The organism is Pseudomonas sp. B21-035, assembly GCF_024748945.1.
In the GTDB taxonomy this organism is placed as follows: Bacteria; Pseudomonadota; Gammaproteobacteria; order Pseudomonadales; family Pseudomonadaceae; genus Aquipseudomonas.
The window spans coordinates 2,102,358-2,119,300 of record NZ_CP087179.1 but is presented as its reverse complement, the minus strand read 5'-3'; the positions used below and the strand labels follow the sequence as shown (position 1 = coordinate 2,119,300).

The 16,943-nt window shown below is 62.5% G+C and carries 14 protein-coding genes; 5 read left to right on the top strand and 9 right to left on the bottom strand.

Annotated features, from left to right (window positions below; genetic code table 11):
• Positions 1–46 precede the first annotated feature (46 nt).
• From cysG to ftsK, 6 genes are all read right to left on the bottom strand, one after another.
• On the bottom strand, positions 47–1,435 hold the full coding sequence (gene cysG / locus LOY22_RS09710) for a siroheme synthase CysG (RefSeq protein WP_093384891.1): 1,389 nt from the start codon (positions 1,433–1,435) through the stop codon (positions 47–49).
• A complete protein-coding gene (serS, locus tag LOY22_RS09705) occupies positions 1,436–2,716 on the bottom strand; it encodes a serine--tRNA ligase (RefSeq protein WP_045201407.1) in 1,281 nt (426 codons plus the stop codon).
• 17 nt (positions 2,717–2,733) lie between these two features.
• A complete protein-coding gene (crcB, locus tag LOY22_RS09700; RefSeq protein WP_045201406.1) occupies positions 2,734–3,108 on the bottom strand; it encodes a fluoride efflux transporter CrcB in 375 nt (124 codons plus the stop codon).
• Positions 3,105–4,430: a replication-associated recombination protein A gene (locus tag LOY22_RS09695; RefSeq protein ID WP_258597230.1), complete on the bottom strand. Its 1,326-nt coding sequence runs from the start codon at positions 4,428–4,430 to the stop codon at positions 3,105–3,107. The genes crcB and LOY22_RS09695 overlap by 4 nt, the downstream gene beginning before the upstream one ends.
• Before the next feature lie 18 nt (positions 4,431–4,448).
• The gene (gene lolA / locus LOY22_RS09690) at positions 4,449–5,072 is read right to left on the bottom strand and encodes an outer membrane lipoprotein chaperone LolA (RefSeq protein WP_045201404.1); all 624 of its coding nucleotides are present in this window, start codon (positions 5,070–5,072) and stop codon (positions 4,449–4,451) included.
• Between the two features lie 63 nt (positions 5,073–5,135).
• Positions 5,136–7,547 (bottom strand): DNA translocase FtsK, encoded by a 2,412-nt coding sequence (gene ftsK / locus LOY22_RS09685; RefSeq protein ID WP_045201403.1) that lies wholly within the window; start codon positions 7,545–7,547, stop codon positions 5,136–5,138.
• A 325-nt stretch (positions 7,548–7,872) separates the two neighbouring features.
• On the opposite strand from ftsK, the gene aat reads away from it, so the two are divergent.
• The 3 genes from aat (at position 7,873) to infA (ending at position 9,641) form a co-directional block, all read left to right on the top strand.
• Entirely contained in the window at positions 7,873–8,553 is a 681-nt protein-coding gene (gene aat / locus LOY22_RS09680; protein ID WP_093384897.1) for a leucyl/phenylalanyl-tRNA--protein transferase, read from the top strand.
• A gap of 57 nt (positions 8,554–8,610) precedes the next feature.
• On the top strand, positions 8,611–9,318 hold the full coding sequence (locus tag LOY22_RS09675) for an arginyltransferase (protein WP_045201401.1): 708 nt from the start codon (positions 8,611–8,613) through the stop codon (positions 9,316–9,318).
• Between the two features lie 104 nt (positions 9,319–9,422).
• On the top strand, positions 9,423–9,641 hold the full coding sequence (infA, locus tag LOY22_RS09670) for a translation initiation factor IF-1 (protein ID WP_002553999.1): 219 nt from the start codon (positions 9,423–9,425) through the stop codon (positions 9,639–9,641).
• Positions 9,642–9,786: 145 nt separating this feature from the next.
• On the opposite strand, the gene clpA is transcribed toward infA, so the two are convergent.
• Both clpA and clpS read right to left on the bottom strand, forming a co-directional pair.
• Entirely contained in the window at positions 9,787–12,057 is a 2,271-nt protein-coding gene (gene clpA / locus LOY22_RS09665; protein ID WP_045201400.1) for an ATP-dependent Clp protease ATP-binding subunit ClpA, read from the bottom strand.
• Between the two features lie 30 nt (positions 12,058–12,087).
• Positions 12,088–12,450 (bottom strand): ATP-dependent Clp protease adapter ClpS, encoded by a 363-nt coding sequence (gene clpS / locus LOY22_RS09660; RefSeq protein WP_009400967.1) that lies wholly within the window; start codon positions 12,448–12,450, stop codon positions 12,088–12,090.
• A 225-nt stretch (positions 12,451–12,675) separates the two neighbouring features.
• Between clpS and cspD the strand changes: the two genes are divergently transcribed.
• A complete protein-coding gene (gene cspD, locus LOY22_RS09655) occupies positions 12,676–12,930 on the top strand; it encodes a cold shock domain-containing protein CspD (RefSeq protein ID WP_093384904.1) in 255 nt (84 codons plus the stop codon).
• Between the two features lie 63 nt (positions 12,931–12,993).
• Here cspD and icd read toward each other — a convergent pair whose 3' ends face one another.
• A complete protein-coding gene (gene icd, locus LOY22_RS09650; protein WP_045201398.1) occupies positions 12,994–14,250 on the bottom strand; it encodes an NADP-dependent isocitrate dehydrogenase in 1,257 nt (418 codons plus the stop codon).
• Between the two features lie 414 nt (positions 14,251–14,664).
• On the opposite strand from icd, the gene LOY22_RS09645 reads away from it, so the two are divergent.
• The gene (locus LOY22_RS09645) at positions 14,665–16,890 is read left to right on the top strand and encodes an NADP-dependent isocitrate dehydrogenase (RefSeq protein ID WP_258597223.1); all 2,226 of its coding nucleotides are present in this window, start codon (positions 14,665–14,667) and stop codon (positions 16,888–16,890) included.
• Positions 16,891–16,943: the final 53 nt, after the last annotated feature.

The window sequence follows — 16,943 nt, the reverse complement described above, 5'->3', positions numbered from 1 at the left end:
CCTGTAGGAGCGGCGGTGCGGCGATCCGACTTGACCCGCGATGCGGCTACGGCTGGGCGCCTTCGAACCAGGCCAGTTTCTCGCGCAGCTGTACGACTTCGCCGACGATCACCAGGGTCGGTGCATGCACTTCATGCTCGGCCACAAGCTTGGGCAAGTCGGCCAGGGTGCCGGTGAACACCCGCTGGTTCGGCGTGGTGCCCTGCTGCACCAGGGCCGCCGGGGTATCGGCCGCCCGCCCGTGACGAATCAACTCGGCACAGATGGTCGGCAGGCCCACCAGGCCCATGTAGAACACCAAGGTCTGCGCCGGTGCCACCAGGTCGTGCCAGGGCAGGTCGCTGGTACCGTCCTTGAGGTGACCAGTGACGAAACGCACCGACTGCGCATAATCGCGGTGGGTCAGCGGGATGCCGGCATAGGCCGAGCAGCCGCTGGCCGCGGTAATCCCCGGCACCACCTGGAACGGAATGCCCTGGGCCGCCAGCTCCTCGATCTCTTCGCCGCCACGGCCGAAGATGAACGGATCGCCGCCCTTCAGACGCAGCACCCGCTTGCCCTGACGCGCCAGGTCGACCAGTTGCTGGTTGATCTGCGCTTGCGGCACGGCGTGGTCGGCGCGGCGCTTGCCGACGTAGATACGCTCGGCATCACGGCGGCACAGCTCGATGATCGCCGGAGCGACCAGGCGATCGTAGAGCACCACGTCGGCTTGCTGCATCAGGCGCAAGGCGCGGAAGGTCAGCAGGTCCGGGTCACCGGGGCCAGCGCCGACCAGGTACACCTCACCCGGCGCCTGGTAAGTGGCACCGTCGATCTTGGCTTGCAGCAGGCGCTCGGCTTCAGCGCCCTGCCCGGCCAGTTGCCGCTCGGCGATCGGGCCCTGGAAGACATCTTCCCAGAAACCGCGACGCTGATTGACGTCCGGGTACAGAGCCTTGACCTTGTGCCGAAAGCGCGCGCCAAGGCCGGCCAGCTCGCCATAGGCGGCGGGAATCCAGGTTTCCAGCTTGGCCCGGATCAGCCGCGCCAGCACCGGCGCATCGCCGCCGCTGGACACCGCAACCACCAATGGCGAGCGGTCGACAATAGCCGGGAAGATCACCGAACACAGCGCCGGTGCATCGACCACGTTGACCGGTACGCAGCGCTGCTGGGCATCGGCCGAGACCTGGGCGTTGAGCGCCTGGTCGTCGGTGGCGGCAATGATCAGCTGGCAACCGTCGAGGTCGCCAGGCTGGTAACCACGGCTGAGGATTTCACCACCGCTGTGCCGGGCAAGCTCGGCCAGTTGCGCTTCGATCTCGGGCGCCACGACCCGCAGTACAGCCCCGGCGTCGGCCAGCAGACGCGATTTGCGCAGGGCAATCTCGCCTGCGCCGACGATCAGCACACGGCTGCCGCGCAGTTTGTGGAACAGCGGCAGGAATTCCATTTAACCGATGACCTCCAGGCCACCCATGTACGGCTTGAGCACTTCTGGCACGCGGATCGAACCGTCGGCCTGCTGGTAGTTCTCGAGCACCGCCACCAGGGTCCGACCAACTGCCAGGCCCGAACCGTTGAGGGTGTGCACCAGTTCCGGCTTGCCGGTTTCCGGATTGCGCCAGCGCGCCTGCATGCGCCGGGCCTGGAAATCGCCACAGTTGGAGCACGAGGAGATTTCGCGGTACTTGTCCTGGCTTGGCACCCAGACTTCCAGGTCGTAGGTTTTCACCGCGCTGAAGCCCATGTCGCCGGTGCACAGCGCCAGAACCCGGTATGGCAGCTCCAGGGCCTGCAGGACGCGTTCGGCGTTGGCGGTCAGGCCTTCGAGGGCTTCCATGGATTTGCCCGGCTCGACGATCTGTACCATTTCGACCTTGTCGAACTGGTGCTGGCGGATCATACCGCGGGTGTCGCGGCCCGAAGCACCGGCTTCGCTACGGAAGCACGGGGTGTGGGCGACGAACTTGATCGGCAGTTGCTTGGCGTCGAGGATCTCGCCGGCCACGATGTTGGTCAGCGACACTTCGGCAGTCGGGATCAGGTAGAAGTCGGCTTCGCCGTCGCGGCTGATCTTGAACAGGTCTTCCTCGAACTTGGGCAACTGGCCGGTGCCTTGCAGCGCCGGAGCCTGGACCAGGTACGGGGTGTAGGCTTCTTCGTAGCCGTGCTCGCTGGTGTGCAGGTTGATCATGAACTGCGCCAGGGCGCGGTGCAGGCGCGCGATCGGGCCGCGCAACAGGGCAAAACGGGCGCCCGACAGCTTGGCCGCGGTTTCGAAGTCCAGGCCGCCGGTCAGCTCGCCGAGCGCCACGTGGTCCTTGATCTCGAAGTCGAAGGCGCGCGGGGTGCCCCAACGACGCACTTCGACGTTGTGGTCTTCATCGGCGCCGACCGGCACGCTGTCATCCGGCAGGTTGGGAATGCCCAGCAGGATGCCATCCAGTTCGGCCTGGATGCCGTCCAGCTCGACCTTGCCGCTGGCAAGTTCACCTGCCATGCGCTCGACGTCCGCCATCAGCGGGGCGATGTCTTCGCCCTTGGCCTTGGCCTGGCCGATGGATTTGGAACGGGCGTTACGCTCGGCTTGCAGTTGTTCGGTACGGGTCTGCACCACCTTGCGGCGTTCTTCCAGGGCCTCGATGCGCGCGACATCCAGGCTGAAGCCACGGGAGGCCAGGCGGTCCGCCACTTCCTGAAGTTGGCCGCGTAACAGTTTGGAATCGAGCATATCGTTCTCTCGTTGGTTCAGAATTTGGTCAAAGACAGGCCGGCCCAGGTAGCGAGCAGCCCGCCCAATACGCTGGCTCCGGCATACCCGAAGGCCAGCGGCGCCTGCCCGCTTTCGAGCAGGCGCACGGTGTCCAGTGAAAAGGATGAAAAGGTTGTCAGACCGCCGAGAAAGCCGACGATCAGGCCCGCGCGCAGCTCGACCGGCACCAGCGGGCGATGCAAAAACAGCCCGTAGAGCAAGCCGATCAGCAGGCAGCCGAGCAGATTGACCGCCAGCGTACCGAGATAGAAGTGGCGTGGCCAGTGTGCGTTGACCCAATTGGCCGTGGCAAAGCGCAGCAAGGTACCGGCGATGCCGCCGGCGCTGACCGCGGCGATCAGCGCAATCATGGTTTTCTCCGCTGCCGCGGGCTGTTGCGGTCGAGTTCGGCCAGGTGCCTGAGCTTCTCGCCGATCTTCAGTTCCAGGCCGCGCGGCACCGGTTGGTAATAGTGGCGCGGCGCGAGGTTGTCGGGGAAGTAGTCCTCACCGGCAGCGTAGGCATCCGGCTCGTCGTGGGCGTAGCGGTATTCATCGCCATAGCCCAGTTGCTTCATCAGTTTTGTGGGCGCGTTGCGCAGGTGCAGCGGCACTTCCAGCGAGCCGTGCTCGCTGGCTTCGCGCAGGGCGGTCTTGAAGCCCATGTACACTGCGTTGCTCTTCGGTGCGCAGGCAAGGTAGGTAATGGCCTGGGCCACCGCCAGCTCGCCTTCGGGGCTGCCCAGGCGCTCCTGCACGTCCCAGGCCGCCAGGCACAGGCTCAGGGCGCGGGGGTCGGCGTTGCCAATGTCTTCGCTGGCCATGCGCACCACGCGGCGGGCGATGTACAGCGGGTCGCAGCCGCCATCGAGCATGCGCGCGAACCAGTACAGGGCGCCGTCGGGGTTGGAGCCGCGCACTGATTTGTGCAGCGCCGAGATCTGGTCATAGAAGGCTTCGCCGCCCTTGTCGAAACGCCGGCGGCTGTCGCCGAGCAGGCTCTGCAGCAGCTCGACGCCGATTTCGCCGCCGTCTTCGGCCAGGTCCGAGGCGTTTTCAAGAAAGTTGAGCATGCGCCGGCCATCGCCATCGGCGGCGGCCATGAGCATCTGGAAGGCTTCGTCGCCGACCCGCAACTGGCGCTTGCCCAGGCCGCGCTCTTCAGTCAGGGCGCGGTTGACCAGCTTGCGCAGCGCCGCTTCATCGAGGCTTTTGAGCACATACACCCGCGCCCGCGACAGCAGCGCGTTGTTGAGCTCGAACGAGGGGTTCTCGGTGGTGGCGCCGATGAAGATCAGCGTGCCGTCTTCCACATAGGGCAGAAAGGCATCTTGCTGGGACTTGTTGAAGCGGTGCACTTCATCGACGAACAGAATCGTCCGGCGCCCGTACTGCCCCGCCTGCTGCTTGGCGATGTCCACCGCGTGGCGGATTTCCTTGACCCCGGCCAACACCGCCGAAACGGTCTCGAAGTGGGCGTCGCAGAACTGCGCCAGCAGCCGCGCCAGGGTGGTCTTGCCGACCCCGGGCGGGCCCCAGAAGATCATCGAGTGCAGCGCGCCCGCTTCCAGTGCCTCGCGCAGCGGCTTGCCGCGGGCCAGCAGGTGCTCCTGGCCAACGTACTCGTCCAGCTTGGCCGGGCGCAGGCGCGCGGCCAGGGGCTGGGCTACGGGGTCGCTACGAAACAGGTCCATGAACGGCGGCTTGACCTCTTACTCTTTGATCACATCAGCGCCCTTGGGCACGTCGAACTTGAACTTGCTGGCCGGGATCTGCTCGTTGGCCTTCACCCCGGTGAACAGGATGTTGGTGCGCTGGCCGACGCTGTCGATCAGTTGCATGTCATTGACCAGGCCACGACGGAACGACAGGCGCAGCGAGTCGAACAGGGTGTCCTTGGTTTTCGGCTTGAGTACGAAATCCATGACCTCGCCCTGCTCCTTGGAGGTGATGTCGAAGCTCTGACTGATCTTCGAGACGTCACCGGACAGCAGCAGTGCCGGGGTTTCGGTCAAACGCTGGTCAAGTTTCTTGATGGTAGCCTGTTCCAGGTCAGGGTCCCACAATGTGACGTTCTTGCCGTCCGAGACTACCACCTGCTCCTGTGGCGCGTCGGTGTGCCAGTAGAACAGGCCCGGGCGCTGCACGGCCATCTGCCCGGTGGTTTCCTGCAACTGGGTGCCGGTGCCATCGAGGGTCAGCTGGGAGAAATTGGCGCTAATGGTTTTGGACTTGTCCAGCAACTGGGTCAGGCGCGCCGCATCGGCCTCGGCGGCAATTGCCGAAGCGCTGGACAGGGCCATAGCGGAAACCAACAGCATGCGAATCAGGCGCATGGAAATCCTCGTTGCAGTATGAAGGGGCCGACGGCCGTCACTGGCCGCCAGCAGGTTGGATCATCAGTCGCGGGACGGCCCGGGGGCAATCACTTCGCGCGAACCGTTGGTGTTCATGGCGGTGACCACACCGGCCATCTCCATCGCCTCGATCATCCGCGCGGCGCGGTTGTAGCCGATCTTCAGCTTGCGCTGTACGGCGGAGATGGAGGCCCGGCGGCTTTCCAGCACGAACTGCACGGCTTCATCGTACAGCGCGTCGGTTTCGGCATCGTCGCCGTCACCACCGCCACTGCCGCCGTCGAAGCCGCTGCCGGCCTCTTCGACGCCGCTGAGGATGTCGTCGTTGTAGTCCGGGGCGCCTCGCAGCTTCCAGGCCTCGACCACGCGATGCACCTCGTCATCGGAGACGAAAGCGCCATGCACGCGAATCGGCAGGCTGGTGCCCGGCGGCATGTAGAGCATGTCACCGTGGCCCAGCAACTGCTCGGCGCCGCCCTGGTCGATGATGGTCCGCGAGTCGATCTTGCTCGATACCTGGAAGGCCATCCGCGTCGGGATGTTGGCCTTGATCAGGCCGGTAATCACGTCCACCGATGGCCGCTGGGTGGCGAGAATCAGGTGGATACCGGCGGCACGGGCCTTCTGGGCGATACGCGCGATCAGCTCTTCAACCTTCTTGCCGACGATCATCATCATGTCGGCAAACTCGTCGACCACTACAACGATGGTCGGCAGGGTTTTCAGCAGCGGCGGCACGTCGTCCATGCTTTCGCGCTTGAACATCGGGTCGTAGATCGGCTCGCCGGCCTCTTCGGCATCCTTGACCTTGCGGTTGAAGCCGGCCAGGTTACGCACGCCCATGGCCGCCATCAGCTTGTAGCGCCGTTCCATCTCGGCGACGCTCCAGCGCAGGGCGTTGGCGGCGTCCTTCATGTCGGTGACCACCGGGCAGAGCAGGTGCGGAATGCCTTCGTAGATCGACAGCTCGAGCATTTTCGGGTCGATCATGATCAGTTTGGCGTCTTCCGGGCCCGACTTGAACAGGATCGACAGGATCATGGCGTTGACGCCCACCGACTTACCGGAACCGGTGGTACCGGCCACCAGCAGGTGCGGCATCTTCGCAAGGTCGGTGATCACCGGCTTGCCGCCGATGTCGTGGCCCAGGGCCATGGTCACCGGCGACTTGGCTTCGTCGTATTGCGGCGACGACAGCACTTCGGAGAAGCGTACGATCTGCCGGTCTTCGTTGGGAATCTCGATACCGACGGTGGTCTTGCCAGGGATCACTTCAACCACGCGCACACTGGTCACGGCCAGGGAACGGGCCAGGTCCTTGGCCAGGTTGGCGATGCGGCTGACCTTGACGCCAGCGGCCGGCTGGATTTCGTACCGGGTAATCACCGGGCCTGGGTGGATCGAGTCTACCGAGACTTCGACGCCGAATTCCTTGAGCTTGATTTCCAGCAGGTGGCCAACCCCGGCCAGGGACTCTGGCGAGTAGTTGACCTGCTTCTTCTCGGCAGGATCGAGGATCGAGATCGGCGGCAAGGTGCCTTCGATGGCGCTGTCGACGAACAGCGGCGCCTGTTTTTCTTTCTGCACGCGCTTGCTCGGCTCCGGCGCCTTGGCCGGGGCCGGCATGATCACCGGCGCCGGTTGCTGCACGCGCTCGGCAACATGCTTGCTCAGGGCCTGGTCGCGCTCGATGATGCGCTCCTTGGCCTTGGCCTGCTCGCGGCGGTCAGGGGCTACCGGGGCGACCACATCATGAACCTGGTCGTCGACCTCACGCAGCTGCGCCACCAGGCGCTTGCGCTCGTTGCGCGCCTCCCACCAGCGGTTGGCGGCGCCCTGGAACAGCTCGAACAGGTCGAGGGTGATCTTGCCGGTGATGTCCATGACCTTGAACCACGACAGGTCGGTGAACACGGTCAGGCCGAACAGGAACAAGGCGATGAACATCAGCGTGCTGCCCTGCACGTTCAGGGCGTTCTTGGCCAGGTCGCCAAGGCTTTCGCCCAGCGCGCCACCGGCCGATGCCGGCAGGCTGGCGGCGGAATGGAAATGGATATGCGCCAGCGCCGCACCCGAAAGCACCAGGAACACCAGGCCGATCAGGCGCCAGGAGAACAGCCAGCCGCTCCACTGCCATGGCTGGTGGCGTTCGCGGAAGATCTGCCAGGTCTTGATCGCCAGCAGCAAGGGGAAGATGTAGGCGAAATAGCCCAGGACCATGAACAGGATGTCGGCGAAGTAGGCACCGGCACGGCCGGCGGCGTTCTGCACCTGCTCGACGTTGCTGGTGTGGCTGAAGCCCGGGTCGGCCTGGTCGTAGGTCAGCAAGGCCATCCACAGGTACAGGCACAGCGCGCCCACGGCGATCAGCGCACCTTCCTTGAGCCGATAGTGCAGCTGCTGGCGCCAGAGCGGCACGGGCAAGGGACTGGGTGTTGCGGTGGATTTCTTCAAAACGCGTCTATTCCTGCGCTCATTGCGCGTCCAACAGTGATTGACCCAACAGAACAGTCAACAAACCACTACTTTTAACATTACTGCCCGCCTACCGCCATGGCGGCACGCCAGAACACGCGTAAACGGGGGCCAATTTCCTATACAGCAATTTGAGCACGCATTTTCTTTTGTGACAAAGGCTTATGCGGTGTTTTTGTGCAAGTGTGACAACAAACGCCCAAGCAAGTTGCCAGACGGCACCACCGCCGCAGGAGTAGGCTTGTCCCGCGAGGCTTTTTCAGGCCATGCTGGGCGCCCTCCCCTCCTCCATCATTGGACCACGATGCTGACCTGGCTGAGCCGCGACACCCTGACCTTCCCGCCGCTGGACAAAGCCCTGCGCGACCCTAACGGCCTGCTCGCCGCCGGCGGCGACCTCAGCGCCGAGCGCCTGGTGCAGGCCTATCGCCATGGTTGCTTCCCCTGGTACCAGGACGGCCAGCCGATCCTCTGGTGGTCGCCCGACCCGCGTACCGTGCTGTTCCCCGACGAATTGCACGTGTCGCGCTCGCTGCGCAAGTTCATCCGCCAGGGCCACTACCAGGTCAGCTTCGACCAGGACTTTGCCGCGGTAATCGACGCCTGCGCCGCACCGCGCGCCTACGCCGACGGCACCTGGATCACCGACAGCATGCAGGCGGCCTACCTGCAGTTGCACCGGCAGGGCTTTGCCCATTCGGTCGAGGTGCGCCGCGATGGCGAGCTGGTGGGCGGCCTGTACGGCCTGGCCATGGGCCGGCTGTTTTTCGGCGAATCGATGTTCAGCCGCGCCGACAACGCCTCCAAAGTCGGCTTCGTGGCGCTGGTCGAGCACCTGCAACAGGCAGGATTCGTCCTGATCGACTGTCAGATGCCTACCGACCACCTGCACAGCCTCGGCGCCCGCGCCATCGCCCGGGCCACATTTGCCGACTACCTGCAGCGCTATCTCGACCAGCCCAACAGCGCCAGCTGGGTTTGCTAGGCGAGTTTTTCCAGCTGGCTTACACTTAAAACAAAAGCACCTCCCGAGGGGTTGATCATGACAGAGCTGGCGCGGTTGAAGTTTTATGCCACTCAACCCCATTCCTGCAGCTACCTGCCAGACGAGCAAGCCACCACGCTGTTCCTCGACCCGAGCCAGCCGATGGATGTCAACGTCTACGCAGACCTGTCGGAAATGGGTTTCCGGCGCAGCGGCGACCACCTGTATCGCCCGCATTGCCAGAACTGCAACGCCTGCGTGCCGGCGCGGATCCCGGCTGCGCGCTTTTTGCCCAACCGCCAGCAAAAACGCATCCTCAAGCGCAACGCCGACATCACCGTGACGCCCGCCCGTCCGGCGTTCAAGGAGGAATACTTCGAGCTGTACCGGCGCTACATCGAGCAGCGCCACGCCGATGGCGACATGTACCCGCCAAGCCGCGACCAGTTCTCCACCTTCCTGGTCCGCGATCTGCCGTTTTCACGCTTTTACGAGTTTCGCCTGGACGGCCGCCTGCTGGCCGTGGCGGTCACCGACCTGCTGCCCAACGGCCTGTCGGCGGTATACACCTTCTACGAGCCGGACGAAGAGCGGCGCAGCCTGGGGCGCTTTGCCATCCTCTGGCAGATCACCGAAGCCCTGCGCCTGGGCCTGGACGCGGTCTACCTCGGTTACTGGATCAAAAACTGCAAAAAGATGAACTACAAGACCCAGTACCGCCCCATCGAGCTGCTGATCAATCAACGCTGGGTGACGCTGAACTGAAATCATTGGCTTGAAGGCCATTTTTCGGGCACAATGCACGCCACTTTTTTTGCCTGGCGCAGCTGTGCACCGGGCCATTAACTGGACACCGAGGGCTTTACTGCATGTCGAAAGAAGACAGCTTCGAAATGGAAGGCACTGTCGTCGACACCCTGCCCAACACCATGTTCCGTGTGGAGTTGGAAAATGGGCACGTCGTTACCGCGCACATCTCCGGAAAGATGCGCAAGAACTACATTCGTATTCTGACCGGTGACAAGGTCCGCGTCGAACTGACGCCTTACGACCTGAGCAAGGGGCGCATCACCTACCGCGCCCGCTAAGCGACACCAACAAAAACGCCCGGCTAAATGCCGGGCGTTTTTGTTGGCCTTTGAAAAGCATCGCGGGTCAAGTCGGGTCGCCGCACCGCCGCCCCTACATCTGGGAGCGGCGGTGCGGCGACCCGACTTGCCCCGCGATCGGCCGCTACGCCATCTCAGCCGTGGTTTCGAAGTCGAACACCAGTTCGCCATCGCGGATGTCGATGTGCACCACACCGCCATGCTCGGCCAGTTCGCCAAACAGGATCTCTTCGGCCAGCGGCCGTTTGATCTTGTCCTGGATCAGCCGCGCCATTGGCCGCGCGCCCATCTGCGCATCGTAGCCACCGGCCGCCAGCCAGCCGCGCGCCGCATCGCTCACCTCGAGCAACACGCGCTTGTCTTCCAGTTGCGCCTGCAGCTCGATGAGGAACTTGTCCACCACGCTCTTGATCGTCTCATGGCTGAGGCGGCCAAACTGGATGATGGTGTCCAGGCGATTGCGGAACTCCGGCGTGAAGCTCTTCTTGATCACTTCCATGGCGTCGGATGAGTGATCTTGATGAGTGAAGCCGATCGAAGCTCGCGCAGCGGTTTCAGCACCGGCGTTGGTGGTCATGATGACGATGACGTTACGGAAGTCCGCCTTGCGCCCGTTGTTGTCGGTCAGGGTACCGTGGTCCATCACCTGCAGCAGCAGGTTGAAGACTTCCGGGTGGGCCTTCTCGATCTCATCGAGCAGCAGCACGCAGTGCGGCTGCTTGGTGATGGCTTCGGTGAGCAGGCCGCCCTGGTCGAAACCGACGTAGCCCGGAGGCGCACCGATCAGACGCGAGACGGTATGACGTTCCATGTACTCGGACATGTCAAAGCGTACCAGCTCGACACCCAGGGCCTTGGCCAACTGACGCGCCGCTTCGGTTTTACCGACACCGGTAGGGCCGGCAAACAGGAACGAACCGACCGGCTTGTCTGGCGCCTTGAGACCGGCGCGGGACAGCTTGATGGCGGTGGCCAGCGAATCGATCGCCGCATCCTGGCCAAACACGGTCAGCTTGAGGTCGCGCTCCAGGTTACGCAGCAGCTCCTTGTCGGAACTGGTGACGTGTTTTGGCGGAATCCGCGCAATCTTGGCGACGATATCTTCGACTTGCGGCACGTCGATACGCTTGACGCGCATCTCCACCGGCTGCAGGCGCTGGTAGGCGCCAGCCTCGTCGATCACATCGATGGCCTTGTCGGGCATGTGCCGGTCGTTGATGTAGCGCGCTGCAAGCTCGGCAGCGGCGCGCAGGGCCTCATCGCTGTACTCGATGTTGTGGTGGCTCTCGAACCGCCCCTTGAGCCCACGCAGGATGCCCACGGTGTCTTCCACCGATGGCTCGCTGACATCAACCTTCTGGAAGCGCCGCGCCAGGGCCCGGTCTTTTTCGAAGATGCCGCGAAATTCCTGGAAGGTGGTCGAGCCGATGCAACGGATATCACCCGAAGACAGCAGCGGCTTGAGCAGGTTGGAGGCGTCCATTACCCCACCGGAGGCCGCACCGGCCCCGATGATGGTGTGGATCTCGTCGATGAACAGGATCGCCTGCGGGCGTTTGCGCAGCTCATTGAGCAGCGCCTTGAAGCGCTTCTCGAAGTCGCCACGATACTTGGTCCCGGCCAGCAACGCGCCCAGGTCCAGCGAGTAGACCACGCTTTGTGCCAGCAGGTCCGGCACCTGGCCGTCGACAATGCGCTTGGCCAGGCCTTCGGCGATGGCGGTTTTACCGACACCGGCCTCGCCAACCAGCAGCGGGTTGTTCTTGCGCCGACGGGCGAGGATCTGCGCGACGCGCTCGACTTCGAGCTCACGGCCGACCAGCGGGTCGATGCGCCCTTGGCGAGCCTGTTCGTTGAGGTTGCTGGCATAGGCATCCAGGGGATTGCCCGACGATGAAGTTTCGCCGCCGTCCTCGTCCTGCATTTCTTGTTCGCCCTCGGAGTGTTCACCATGGCCCGGCACCTTGGAGATGCCGTGGGCGATGTAGTTGACCACGTCGATACGGGCCACGCTCTGCTGTTTAAGCAGGAACACGGCCTGGCTTTCCTGTTCGCTGAAAATTGCCACCAGCACGTTGGCACCGGTGACTTCACGCTTGCCCGAGCTCTGGACATGGAAGACTGCGCGCTGCAATACACGCTGGAAGCCCAGGGTTGGCTGGGTCTCGCGGTCCTCGTCGTGCACGGGGATCAACGGCGTGGTGGAGTCAATGAACTCCTGCAGGTCGTGTTTGAGTTTGTCGAGGTTTGCGCCGCAGGCGCGCAGAACGGTCGCGGCGGCCTCATTATCCAATAGTGCCAGCAGCAGGTGCTCGACGGTCATGAACTCATGACGTTTCGAGCGTGCCTCCTTGAAGGCCAGATTGAGGGTGACTTCGAGCTCGCGGTTTAACATAGCTTCACCTCATACCCAAGTGGCCGGCGATTAACCGTCCTTCTCGATTTCACAGAGTAGCGGATGCTGGCTTTCCCTTGCGTATTGGTTGACCTGCATGGCCTTGGTCTCGGCGATGTCACGGGTAAACAATCCGCACACTGCCCGTCCTTCTGTGTGGACGGCCAGCATGACCTTGGTCGCCAGCTCGCGATTCAGGTTAAAAAACACCTCGAGCACTTCGACGACGAAATCCATCGGTGTGTAGTCATCGTTAAACAAAACCACCTTGTACATGGGTGGCGCCTGCAGGGCCGGTTTGGCCTCCTGTACCGCCAGGCCAGAACCATCGTCCTCATGCGATTGCGGGCGATCCTGATTGAATGTTAGTCGAATCTGGCTATGTGCATGCATGGAAAGAATTTCATCATTTCGACAGGTTGGTTTATGGGTTGACCGCACAGGCGACGCGGGACAGCCGTCACCTCACCTTGACTATCGGCAAAACGGTGTTACAACCAATAAGAACCCACCGTGGTCGATAAAGATCCGCGCAGTCAACCAGAATTTTCGCAGGTTCATATGCGGATGGAGTGGATGATACTCCAGTGATGGAGTCCTTTGCAGAGGGATATGAGGATGGCAAGCGGTAAAGTCAAGTGGTTCAACAACGCCAAGGGCTATGGCTTCATCAATGAAGACGGGAAAACAGAGGATCTGTTTGCACATTACTCGGCTATCCAGATGGAAGGTTATAAAACCCTGAAAGCCGGACAATCCGTCAGCTTCGAGATCACCCAGGGCCCCAAAGGCTTGCATGCGGTCAAAATCGAGAGTGCGACCGCACCAACCACTGCCTCCCCCACCCCCAGCCCGCAAACGACTGAAGCCTGAGCCGGCGATCAGACAAAAGAAAACCGGCCAGCCCGCAAGGACTGGCCGGTTTTCTTGTGCCGCTTACATGTGCTTGATCAAGGCCTCACCGAAACCGGAGCTGCTGACCAGGGTTGCGCCGTCCATCAGGCGCTCGAAGTCGTAGGTCACGGTCTTGGCGGCGATGGCGCCGTTGGTACCCTTGATGATCAGGTCGGCCGCCTCGGTCCAGCCCAGGTGGCGCAGCATCATCTCGGCCGAGAGAATCACCGAACCAGGGTTGACCTGGTCCTTGCCGGCGTATTTCGGCGCAGTGCCGTGGGTAGCCTCGAACATTGCCACGGTGTCGGACAGGTTGGCACCCGGAGCGATACCGATGCCGCCGACTTCCGCCGCCAGGGCGTCGGACAGGTAGTCACCGTTGAGGTTGAGGGTGGCGATCACGTCGTATTCGGCCGGGCGCAGCAGGATCTGCTGGAGCATGGCGTCGGCGATGGCGTCCTTGACGATGACTTCACGGCCGGTTTTCGGGTTTTTGAACTTCATCCACGGGCCGCCATCGAGCAGCTCGGCGCCGAATTCGTTCTTGGCCACTTCGTAGCCCCAGTCCTTGAAGGCACCTTCAGTGAACTTCATGATGTTGCCCTTGTGCACAATGGTCAGCGACTTGCGGTCGTTGTCCACCACATACTGCAGGGCCTTGCGCACCAGGCGCTGGGTGCCTTCCTTGGAGACCGGCTTGATGCCGATGCCGCAATCCTGGTCGAAACGGATCTTGGTGACGCCCATTTCTTCTTTGAGGAACTTGATGACCTTGGTCGCCTCGGGCGAACCGGCCTTCCATTCGATACCGGCATAGATGTCTTCGGAGTTTTCGCGAAAGATCACCATGTCGACGTCGCCCGGCTTTTTCACCGGGCTGGGCACGCCCTGGAACCACACCACCGGGCGCAGGCAGACATACAGGTCCAGTTGCTGGCGCAGGGCCACGTTGAGGGAGCGGATACCGCCACCGACCGGGGTGGTCAGCGGACCCTTGATGGAGACAACGTAGTCCTTGACCGCATCGAGGGTTTCCTGGGGCAGCCAGGTGTCCTGGTCGTATACCTGGGTGGCTTTTTCACCGGCGTAGACTTCCATCCAGGAAATCTTGCGCTTGCCCCCATAGGCTTTCTCTACAGCAGCATCAACCACTTTGATCATGACGGGGCTTACATCTACGCCAATGCCGTCGCCTTCGATGAACGGGATGATCGGATTATCAGGAACATTGAGAGAATGGTCCGCATTGACGGTGATTTTGTCGCCGACTGCCGGAACCTTGATTTTCTGGTATCCCATGCTGCACTCCGTTTTTTTTGGTGTGGTTCGTCATCTGGATCCCCTGAGCGTACCCCAGTTGAACGGCAACGGGAACCTCGTGCGCAAATGCCCTGCGATGGGGCAGCAACGCCTACATCTTTGGTCTAAAAAAGCCCCTGCGACGGGTTGATCTTGATCAATACGACCAAGGCTTTGGTATACTCGCCCGGTGACCAAAGGGTCACTGGGGGCGAACCGTCTGAAACGAGACCCGCGGCCCCGACAAGACTGGGCTGTTACCGCAGTTCAGCCGTTTGACACTCGACTGATGCAATCCACCATCACCGCCCAGAATCTTCGACCTTCTGCTCATGGATGTGTCTGAGCGAAGCGCCTACCCTGCGCACCTCGAGATTCTGCGCACGCTCAGCAAAACAGAGAGTTAACCCGAATATGCCCACCCGATCCAAGATCATCTACACCTTCACCGACGAAGCCCCCGCCCTCGCCACCTATTCACTGCTCCCCGTCATCGAAGCCTTCACAGCTTCCGCCGACATCGCCGTAGAAACCCGGGACATCTCTCTGGCCGGCCGCATCCTTTCTGCCTTCCCTGAACAGCTCGGCGCCGACAAGCAAGTGGCCGACCACCTGGCAGAACTGGGCCAACTGGCAACCACGCCAGAAGCCAACATCATCAAGCTGCCGAACATCAGCGCCTCGGTTCCGCAACTGAAGGCCGCGATCAAGGAACTGCAAGCCAAGGGCTTCAACATTCCTGATTACCCTGAAGCCGCCGCCAGCGATGCCGAGAAAGAAGCCAAGGCGCGCTACGACCGCATCAAAGGCAGTGCCGTCAACCCGGTCCTGCGTGAAGGCAACTCCGACCGCCGCGCACCGCTGTCGGTCAAGAACTACGCACGCAAGCACCCACACAAGATGGGCGCCTGGGCAGCCGACTCCAAGTCCCACGTGGCGCACATGAGCCAGGGCGACTTCTACGGCAGCGAGAAAGCCGCGCTGATCGAAGCCGATGACAGCCTGCGCATCGAACTGCTGGACAAGAATGGCAACACCACCGTTCTGAAAGAAAAAACCGCGGTCAAGGCCGGCGAAATCGTCGACTGCGCGGTCATGAGCACCAAGGCGCTGCGTAAATTCATCGCCGCCGAGATCGAAGACGCCAAAGCCAAGGGCGTCCTGCTGTCGGTCCACCTGAAAGCGACCATGATGAAGGTCTCCGACCCGATCATGTTCGGCCAGATCGTTGCCGAGTACTACCAGGACGCGCTGAACAAGCACGCCGACGTACTGGCGCAGATCGGCTTCAACCTGAACAACGGTATCGGCGACCTGTACGCCCGTATCAAGGCCCTGCCAGCCGAGCAACAGGCGCAGATCGAAGCTGACGTCAAAGCCGTCTACGACGTTCGCCCGGCCCTGGCCATGGTCAACTCCGACAAGGGCATCACCAATCTGCACGTGCCGAGCGACGTTATCGTCGACGCCTCGATGCCGGCGATGATCCGTGACTCGGGCAAGATGTGGAACACCGAAGGCCAGCTGCAAGACACCAAGGCGGTGATTCCGGACCGTTGCTACGCCACCATCTACCAGGCCGTTATCGAAGACTGCAAGCAACACGGCGCCTTCGATCCGACCACCATGGGCAGCGTGCCGAACGTTGGCCTGATGGCGCAGAAAGCCGAAGAGTACGGCTCCCACGACAAGACCTTCCAGGCCAAGGCCGACGGCGTGATCCGCGTGGTTGACGGCAAGGGCAACCTGCTGCTGTCCCAGGACGTCGAAGCCGGCGACATCTTCCGCATGTGCCAGACCAAAGACGCACCGATCCAGGACTGGGTCAAACTGGCCGTCAACCGTGCCCGCGCCAGCAATACCCCGGCGCTGTTCTGGCTCGACCCGCAGCGTGCCCACGACGGCGTGCTGATCGAGAAGGTCCAGCAGTACCTGAAAGACCATGACACCGCTGGCCTGGACATCCGCGTCCTGTCGCCTGTCGAGGCGATGAAGGTTTCCCTGCAGCGCATCCGCGCTGGCCAGGACACCATCTCGGTCACCGGCAACGTGCTGCGCGACTACCTGACCGACCTGTTCCCGATCATGGAGCTGGGCACCAGCGCCAAGATGCTGTCGATCGTACCGCTGATGAACAACGGCGGCCTGTTCGAAACCGGCGCCGGCGGTTCGGCTCCCAAGCACGTACAGCAACTGGTTGAAGAAAACTTCCTGCGCTGGGATTCGCTGGGTGAGTTCCTGGCCCTGGCCGCCTCCCTGGAGCACCTGGGCAACGCCTACGCCAACCCGAAAGCCAAGGTACTGGCGGCGACCCTGGACCAGGCCACCGGCCAGTTCCTGGACACCAACAAGTCCCCGGCGCGCAAGGTTGGTGGTATCGACAACCGCGGCAGCCACTTCTACCTGACCCTGTACTGGGCCCAGGCCCTGGCCGCCCAGAGCGACGACGCCGCCCTGCAAGCGCGCTTCGCCCCACTGGCAAAAGCCCTGGCCGAGAACGAAGCGACCATCGTCGCCGAGCTCAACGCCATCCAGGGCAAGCCGGCTGACATCGGTGGTTACTACTACCCGGATGCCGAGCTGACCAGCAAGGTGATGCGCCCGAGCCAGACCTTCAACAGCGCGATTGCCGCACTGTAAGAGAAGCAGCTTGAAGCAGTAAACAAAAACCCCGGCCACGCACCGGGGTTTTT

Bases quoted from the DNA above. Each gene is read 5' to 3' on its own strand.
- clpS (WP_009400967.1), bottom strand. From the start codon at position 12,450: ATGCATGCACATAGCCAGATTCGACTAACATTCAATCAGGATCGCCCG.
- LOY22_RS09695 (WP_258597230.1), bottom strand. From the start codon at position 4,430: ATGGACCTGTTTCGTAGCGACCCCGTAGCCCAGCCCCTGGCCGCGCGC.
- icd (WP_045201398.1), bottom strand. From the start codon at position 14,250: ATGGGATACCAGAAAATCAAGGTTCCGGCAGTCGGCGACAAAATCACC.
- serS (WP_045201407.1), bottom strand. From the start codon at position 2,716: ATGCTCGATTCCAAACTGTTACGCGGCCAACTTCAGGAAGTGGCGGAC.
- cspD (WP_093384904.1), top strand. From the start codon at position 12,676: ATGGCAAGCGGTAAAGTCAAGTGGTTCAACAACGCCAAGGGCTATGGC.
- lolA (WP_045201404.1), bottom strand. From the start codon at position 5,072: ATGCGCCTGATTCGCATGCTGTTGGTTTCCGCTATGGCCCTGTCCAGC.
- cysG (WP_093384891.1), bottom strand. From the start codon at position 1,435: ATGGAATTCCTGCCGCTGTTCCACAAACTGCGCGGCAGCCGTGTGCTG.
- LOY22_RS09675 (WP_045201401.1), top strand. From the start codon at position 8,611: ATGACAGAGCTGGCGCGGTTGAAGTTTTATGCCACTCAACCCCATTCC.
- aat (WP_093384897.1), top strand. From the start codon at position 7,873: ATGCTGACCTGGCTGAGCCGCGACACCCTGACCTTCCCGCCGCTGGAC.
- clpA (WP_045201400.1), bottom strand. From the start codon at position 12,057: ATGTTAAACCGCGAGCTCGAAGTCACCCTCAATCTGGCCTTCAAGGAG.
- infA (WP_002553999.1), top strand. From the start codon at position 9,423: ATGTCGAAAGAAGACAGCTTCGAAATGGAAGGCACTGTCGTCGACACC.
- crcB (WP_045201406.1), bottom strand. From the start codon at position 3,108: ATGATTGCGCTGATCGCCGCGGTCAGCGCCGGCGGCATCGCCGGTACC.
- LOY22_RS09645 (WP_258597223.1), top strand. From the start codon at position 14,665: ATGCCCACCCGATCCAAGATCATCTACACCTTCACCGACGAAGCCCCC.